The 6,680-nt window shown below is 59.8% G+C and carries 7 protein-coding genes and 1 tRNA gene; 3 read left to right on the top strand and 5 right to left on the bottom strand.

The genetic code is table 11. The features are described from left to right. Positions 1-34 precede the first annotated feature (34 nt). Positions 35-1,252, top strand: a complete 1,218-nt coding sequence (locus ACOZK4_RS00720; RefSeq protein WP_421589949.1) for an FAD-binding oxidoreductase — start codon at positions 35-37, stop codon at positions 1,250-1,252. Between the two features lie 202 nt (positions 1,253-1,454). Here the strand turns inward: ACOZK4_RS00720 and ACOZK4_RS00715 are convergent, their stop codons facing one another. After that, positions 1,455-1,742, bottom strand: a complete 288-nt coding sequence (locus ACOZK4_RS00715; protein ID WP_421589898.1) for a hypothetical protein — start codon at positions 1,740-1,742, stop codon at positions 1,455-1,457. Between the two features lie 289 nt (positions 1,743-2,031). On the opposite strand from ACOZK4_RS00715, the gene ACOZK4_RS00710 reads away from it, so the two are divergent. Further along, positions 2,032-2,583 carry a formyltransferase family protein gene (locus tag ACOZK4_RS00710; protein WP_421589897.1) on the top strand — a complete coding sequence of 184 codons (552 nt, stop codon included), beginning with the start codon at positions 2,032-2,034 and terminating at the stop codon, positions 2,581-2,583. A 17-nt stretch (positions 2,584-2,600) separates the two neighbouring features. On the opposite strand, the gene ACOZK4_RS00705 is transcribed toward ACOZK4_RS00710, so the two are convergent. The 4 genes from ACOZK4_RS00705 to ACOZK4_RS00690 form a co-directional block, all read right to left on the bottom strand. Beyond that, positions 2,601-3,227, bottom strand: a complete 627-nt coding sequence (locus tag ACOZK4_RS00705; protein WP_421589896.1) for a hypothetical protein — start codon at positions 3,225-3,227, stop codon at positions 2,601-2,603. Positions 3,228-3,564: 337 nt separating this feature from the next. Further along, positions 3,565-3,641 (bottom strand) — tRNA-Met (locus ACOZK4_RS00700). 133 nt (positions 3,642-3,774) lie between these two features. After that, on the bottom strand, positions 3,775-4,971 hold the full coding sequence (gene mnmA / locus ACOZK4_RS00695) for a tRNA 2-thiouridine(34) synthase MnmA (protein ID WP_313531546.1): 1,197 nt from the start codon (positions 4,969-4,971) through the stop codon (positions 3,775-3,777). Positions 4,972-5,191: 220 nt separating this feature from the next. Further along, entirely contained in the window at positions 5,192-5,941 is a 750-nt protein-coding gene (locus tag ACOZK4_RS00690) for a helix-turn-helix transcriptional regulator (protein ID WP_313531545.1), read from the bottom strand. 437 nt (positions 5,942-6,378) lie between these two features. Here ACOZK4_RS00690 and ACOZK4_RS00685 point away from each other — a divergent pair, with 437 nt between their 5' ends. Beyond that, complete coding sequence (locus tag ACOZK4_RS00685; protein ID WP_007769470.1) at positions 6,379-6,654, top strand: DUF1153 domain-containing protein; 276 nt, start codon at positions 6,379-6,381, stop codon at positions 6,652-6,654. The last annotated feature ends 26 nt before the right edge of the window (positions 6,655-6,680 follow it).

Here is a 6,680-nt window from a genome sequence, read left to right as displayed (position 1 = left end):
TGCCGCAATCGTCAAATGCTGCCGCACCCACGGGGTGCCGCTTATTACCCATGGTGGGCGAACCGGGCTCGTGGGCGGAGGCCTGTCAAAATCGGGCGAACTGGTGCTTTCCACCGCCCGCCTCAATCGCATCCAGCATCTCTGCCCGGTCGAGCGCGTTGCCGTCGTGGAAGCCGGCGTGACGCTGCAGGCGCTGCAGGTGGCGGCAGCGGAGCATCGCCTTGAACCGGGGATCGATCTGCCGTCCCGCGGCTCGGCGACCATCGGCGGCATGGCTTCGACGAATGCCGGGGGGATTTCCGCTTTCCGGTCCGGGGTCATGCGGCATCGCATTCTGGGACTGGAGGCCGTGCTTGCGGATGGCTCGGTCTATTCCGACCTGACCCGGGTCGTGAAGAATGCCGCCGGCTATGACCTGAAGCATCTGTTTGTCGGTGCGGAAGGCACGCTCGGCGTGATAACGCGGATCGCCGTCAAGCTTGAACCCCAGCCTTTGGCGACCGCGACAGTCCTGTTCGGCCTGGCCTCGGTGGACGCAGCACTTGAGACGGTTCGCCGGGGGCTCGATGCCGAATACGGCAGTCTTCGCGCTGCCGAAGCGGTGTGGCACAGCTATTTCCGCCTGACCTCCAGCCACCATCGCTGGTCGGTTGCGGATTACGCCGCCGATCATCCCGTCAACCTCCTGATGACACTCGGCGGCGCCGACGAGACCGCCTTGCAATCGGAGCTTGCGCGCATCTACGAGGACGTGATTGCCGTTCACCCCGACACCTCGGCCGTCATCGCATTTTCCGGTGCGCAGGAGGCCGATCTCTGGCGGCTTCGCGAGGACACGGACCTCATTTACCGGCAGCATCCGGGTGCGCCATCTTATGACGTCTCTATCCCACTCTCTAAGGTCGCATTCTATCTCGAAGGGTGCCTCGCCGATCTGAAAGCGATCGATGCCGAGTTCGCCCCCTACGTTTTCGGTCATCTTGCCGACGGAAATCTTCACATCGTGCTCAACAGCACCGTCAGCGAACTCCCTGCGGAAAAGGCGTGTGCCGTCGAGGCGGCAATTTACCGAGGCGTTGGAGAGATGGGCGGATCGTTTTCCGCCGAACATGGGATCGGCGCGAAGCGGGTGGCGCCGCTATCGGCTCTATCCAACCCGGCGAAACTCGCCCTGATGCACCGGATCAAGGGCGCGCTTGACGCGCCGGCGCTTCTCAATCCCGGCAAGGTGCTCAAGGCAGTTATAGTCTAAATACTTGCCAGTTCGCGGCTCGACACGCCCACTTGCTACCTTAGCCCCTCTCGCCTAGCGTTGAGCGAGAAGCGATGCGAAGCCATAATACTACCTGTCCTAAACAGCATTTTCAGCGGGAAACTATATGTTTGGTTCGAGCCTCTGGCTCATTAAGCTCTTGAAGGGACTCGAACCCGCAGTCTTGCGCAAGTTGGAGTGGTTATGGTGCAATTTCAGTTGCTTCCTGTAGTTTGACCATCTCGAAATCGCTAATAAGCACGTCGACCCTCAGCTGCCACTGCCCCGGCAAAGGAAGAATGACGCCTTCGCTTCGCCATGCCCCATCTCGGAGGGCCGCCTTGCGCCGCATCGGCTCGACGCCAGCCTCAGAGTTGGAGAATACGAAGACTACTTCTTTCGGCACCATCGCCGAAAAATCCGGCGCCATGACGAAGGGGGAAACGTCCACCGGCCCGGCGCGGCCCGGCGTTATTGTCACCTCTGCCATGGCCTTGTCGGCGTGAATGTGAACAGAGACCGGCCGTGTGGCGACGATGCCCGGCCGCCTCAACGGGATTGAGTTGGCTAACTACATCGGCGAAGCCGATGCCGACCCTCTTCCATACCTCGCATCCTGGTCTCGCGGCGGCTCTTCGCCGCGACCCACTTTGGACGCAAGTCTCGGCGCCATTGCATGGCGGCGGGGCTCGCAAATCCACGCGAGCCACTGCCGGCATCTATGGCGGCCATTTCCGCGCCGTCCAAGGCTTCCGATACATAGAAGGGATCGACGTCCGATGAAGGTAGGAATTGTGGGGCAGAAGTGGCTCGGGGAAAGCGTCTTCAAAGCCCTCTCAAAGGAGCTTCAAATTGTCTTCTTAGCCGCGCCTTCAAAGGATGACCGGCTCGCGGTGGCTTCAAAAGCAGCCGGCCTTGAACCCGTCATCCACGGCGAGGATGGTTTGGCGGGTGTTCTTCCGCCCTGCCGCCTCGATCTTTTGATCGCTGCTCATGCCTTCGTCTACATTCCGGCCGAGCTGCGCAGCTCGGCCGAGTGGTGCGTCGGCTACCACCCGTCTCTTCTCCCGCTTCATCGCGGCCGAAACGCCGTCGAGGCCGCAATGGCGGCCGGCGAGAGGGTTACTGGCGGCACCGTTTTTCACCTGGACGACGGGTTCGATACCGGCGCGGTCGCCTTTCAGGACTGGTGCTTCATTGGCCCATGCGAAACGCCCGCAACTCTCTGGCGCCGTGCTCTCGGGCCGATTGGCGTGGACCTGCTCGTGAAGTCGGCATCGCATCTGCTGGACTATGGCTTCATTCCGAGTGACAGCCAATTCGAGATATAGGTCAGCGATGAGGTGCGTTAAGAGCCCGGCCGAACAGCGAGTTTTTGGTCCCTAAACTCGTCAAGTCTTTTCTGGAAGCTGGCGGCCATCGCTTCAATCAAAGGTACCGTTGCCGGCAAAACCATCGGAGCCGGCACCGCGTATGGGAATATTGGTTTTTCAGCGGATCGTCCGCCCCGCAACACTCCTAAGCCACCGGCGCAACGGTCGATCAGGTGTGCGATAAGAGGAAGCGCGGCTTTCGGGTCAGCAGTTATCATGCTGCCAGCGAGACCGTATCTGAAGACATGCTTGTGGTGGGCGTAGTGATACTGCACTACAGGCGTAGCCTCTCGCAGGTCGATTTCCAACCCATGGGCAATCGCGGCGCACATAAGTGCATTTAAATTGTGCATGCCGTTATTTTTTAAAAATTCGTTGAATTTGGTTTTGGAGCGGCGCTCCGAAACAAACGACTTCAATGCTAGCTCTGATGCGTGCGCCAGCAGGTGCGATGTCGGCGTAAAAAAGTAGTGGGGGACAATCGGCTCCGCCTGCTCAGTTAGTGCAAATGCCGCATGCCAGTACTGCGCCGCGTGTATCAATAGAGTGAAGTCTTTCGCCGTTGATTGCCATGGCCACTGCACAGCGCCTGCACCGGTCATTCGTCCCTTGCCTCCCTGCGAAATCAAAAGTGATTGCTCACGACGGTATGTTAGGCGAGTGAAATTCTAGGAATTCAAGATAGCAGTGTCAAAACTTCAAAACTGTGGCCCGACGAGAGCAAACTTCGTCGATCTCAATGCGCTAGAAGTCGTAGAGGGGATGTAGCCATGGGGGCTATATAGATGCCGACTTTTTGACACCTCTTCCGGAAATCCATAATTTCCGATTTCAGCTGTCAAATTTCCGAAAAATCGCGGCGAGCTACACGCAATAACGCTATGAAAAATATAAATAATTCATATTATTCAGGGAGAGCGCTATTTTGCGTGAGATTTTTGGTAGCGGAGGAGGGATTCGAACCCCCGACACAAGGATTATGATTCCTCTGCTCTAACCTACTGAGCTACTCCGCCGACCGAAGGACGATTGGAACCAAGTCCGTTTTTCATCCGGTGCGCGGCTTATAAGGGGCGGCTCCTGCGGGTGTCAAGCGACCTTTGCAGGAAAAATCGCTTTGTCCGCAAAGGCCTGGGGAGACATGGCTTTTCAGGCCGCGGCCGGGGTAGCGAGGATGCGCTTCAGCGCGTCTTCGGCAGCCGCTTCCCGTTCCGATCGCTGAATGAAGCCGCCGCCATAGATGCGGGCGTCCTCGCCTTCACCGGAATAGAGCGCGCAGGCCTGGCCGGGAGCGACGCCAGCTTCGCCCTCCGAAAGCTCGACATAGATACCGTGCTCGTTGGAGGCGAGGCGCGCGGGGCGCGGCGGGCGGGTCGAGCGGACCTTGGCATAGCAGTCGAAGCCGCCGGCAGCTACAGCTTGAAGATCACCATCGCCGAGCCAGTTGATGTCACGCAGGTAAAGGCGGCGCGTTTCCAATGCTTCCTTGGGGCCGACGATGACGCGGCGCGAGCGGGCGTCGAGATAGACGACGTAGAGCGGCTCGCCGGTCGCGATGCCGATGCCGCGGCGCTGGCCGATCGTATAGTGCAGGATGCCGTCATGGCCGCCGAGAACGCGCCCGTCGATATGCACGATCTCGCCGGCGAGCGCCGCATTCGGCTTCAGTTTGTTGACGATATCGGTGTACTTGCCCTGCGGCACGAAACAGATGTCCTGGCTGTCGGCCTTCTTGGCGACGACAAGACCCATCTCCTCGGCAAGCGCGCGGGTCTCGGCCTTGGAGAGATGGCCGAGCGGGAAGCGCAGGTAGTCGATCTGCTCCTGCGTCGTGGCGAACAGGAAATAGCTCTGGTCGCGCTCGGCATCGACGGGGCGATAGAGCGCGCGGCGCTCCGGCGCATCCGGCTGCGGGTTCGGACGCGAACGGATATAGTGGCCGGTGGCAAGCGCGTCAGCGCCCAGATCCTTGGCCGTCGCCAGCAGATCGGCGAACTTGACGGTCTGGTTGCAGGCAACGCAGGGGATCGGCGTTTCGCCGGCAATGTAGCTTTCGGCGAAGGGGTTGATCACCGTTTCGCGGAAACGCTTTTCATAATCGAGAACATAATGCGGAATGCCGAGCGTTTCGCAGACGCGGCGCGCATCGTCGATATCCTGGCCGGCGCAGCAGGAGCCGGCGCGGTGCACGGCGGCACCGTGATCGTAGAGCTGCAAGGTGATGCCGAGAACGTCATAGCCCTGGCGTTTCAGGATGCCGGCCACGACGGAACTGTCGACGCCGCCCGACATGGCAACGACGACACGGGTATCTTCCGGCTTGCGATCGAAATCGAGACTGTTCACGCGAGGTCCGTTCCGGTGGTTTGGCCTTTGCCGCTGCGCACCTTGGCTTGGGGCCGAAACCGGCCGTTGCGGCGCCCCGCGACAACGGAGCATCCTTCGGGCGACATATAGAAACTTGCCGCACCGAGAGCAAGAGAAGGCCGGAAACCTCGTCTTTCCGGCGACGCAGGGAATTGCCCTTCCGGTCCGCAGAAAGGGCAAATCTCAGCGTAAGGGGAAATCAGATGAGACGCAGGCGCAACGCGATCGCGATCGACTGCATGCGGTTGACCGCCTGCAGCTTGCGGGTCGCGCTCTTGAAATAGCTACTCACCGTATAGACCGAAATGCCCAGGATAATGGCGATCTCGTCGCTGCTCTTGCCCGCCGCTGCCCAGCGCAGGCATTCGACCTCGCGGCTGGAGAGCTTTTCCCGACCGGCCGTGACCGAGACGAAGGTCTTTTCGAGGCACTCGAACAGTTGCAACGCAGTGAAATGCAGTTCCGTCAACTCGGCGCGGGCAAGCGGCGCGCGTGTGCCGGAAAACACCATCAGATAGGGATCGCCGGTCGTGGAATGCAGAAGGAAGGCGGTGGATGATGTCAGGCCGTGGCTGTCGGCAAGCGCGATTGCGCTTCCGGCCTGGGTGTTTTCCCAATCGGACGGTGCAAGGAGCGTGCTGTCGCCCTGGATCGGCAGCTTCGTCATGCCGGCTTCGATAGCGAGCCGGCTGATATGGAACAGCGTCATCGCATCATATTTGCGCACGAGGTCGGCCGGCCAGTTGCTGACGAGCAGGCGCTCGGCAAAACGCTGCTGCTCATTGGCCGGGAAGCGCGCCACCAGGAAATGGCTGAACCGGAAGTGATTTGCGCATTGGCGCATCAGGTGCAGCACTTCATATTCGGTCTGCACGGTTTCCAAATTCGCCGTGGACAAAAACTCGGGCGGCCAGCCCTGCTGCAGGAGCCTGTTGTCTGGATCTCTCATTTTCCGTTTCCAACCGCCGGCGCGCCGCGCCGGGCTCGTGTGCATTCTCGGTCCGGAAAAATCTTGGAGCATCCCTGGTCAGGCAGCGTTAAAAAACGCCACGGCCGCCGTATTCCCAAAGGAAACAGCGCGCGGAAGGAATTCATGTGGATGCTTCCAGGGAGCTCCGGTGGCACCGATCCGATACCGCCCCCTTAAATTTGGGGGCGTATTAGCAGCATTTGAATAAAATAGAAATGAAATATTTGCATGGCTCCCATGCGGCGGCCGTAAACGGGCCTCTTCCCCAACGTAGCGGAAACCAGTGCCTCGCGAGGCGAGCGCCAAGTGCGAAGCCGCTCAAAAGATTAGAAAATTGTTAGTGTGCGCTTAGGCAAATCTTAAATGTGGCGGTCTAGAGTTCCCGCATATGGTCTTGAGTTTATGTAGAGAGTCCAATGACCGAATTGATACGACCCCGCGTTAAATACGTCATCGGCCCCGATGGCAGCCCCCTGACGATCGCCGATTTGCCGCCAGCCAACACGCGGCGCTGGGTGATTCGCCGGAAGGCAGAAGTCGTCGCCGCCGTGCGTGGCGGGCTTTTGAGTCTCGAAGAAGCCTGTGAACGGTATACACTGACGGTCGAAGAATTCCTGTCCTGGCAGTCCTCCATCAACGATCACGGCCTTGCCGGCCTGCGCACCACGCGCATCCAGCAGTATCGCCACTAGCCCCGTTTTGGATCAAGACCCAAGCG

The sequence above is a fragment of the Shinella sp. M27 genome (genome assembly GCF_049199905.1).
Classification (GTDB): Bacteria; Pseudomonadota; Alphaproteobacteria; order Rhizobiales; family Rhizobiaceae; genus Shinella.
This window is presented reverse-complemented; position numbering and strand designations above follow the sequence as displayed.

Coding starts and splice junctions, on each gene's coding strand:
- ACOZK4_RS00710 (WP_421589897.1), top strand. CDS start 2,032: ATGAAGGTAGGAATTGTGGGGCAGAAGTGGCTCGGGGAAAGCGTCTTC.
- ACOZK4_RS00715 (WP_421589898.1), bottom strand. CDS start 1,742: ATGGCAGAGGTGACAATAACGCCGGGCCGCGCCGGGCCGGTGGACGTT.
- ACOZK4_RS00685 (WP_007769470.1), top strand. CDS start 6,379: ATGACCGAATTGATACGACCCCGCGTTAAATACGTCATCGGCCCCGAT.
- ACOZK4_RS00705 (WP_421589896.1), bottom strand. CDS start 3,227: ATGACCGGTGCAGGCGCTGTGCAGTGGCCATGGCAATCAACGGCGAAA.
- ACOZK4_RS00690 (WP_313531545.1), bottom strand. CDS start 5,941: ATGAGAGATCCAGACAACAGGCTCCTGCAGCAGGGCTGGCCGCCCGAG.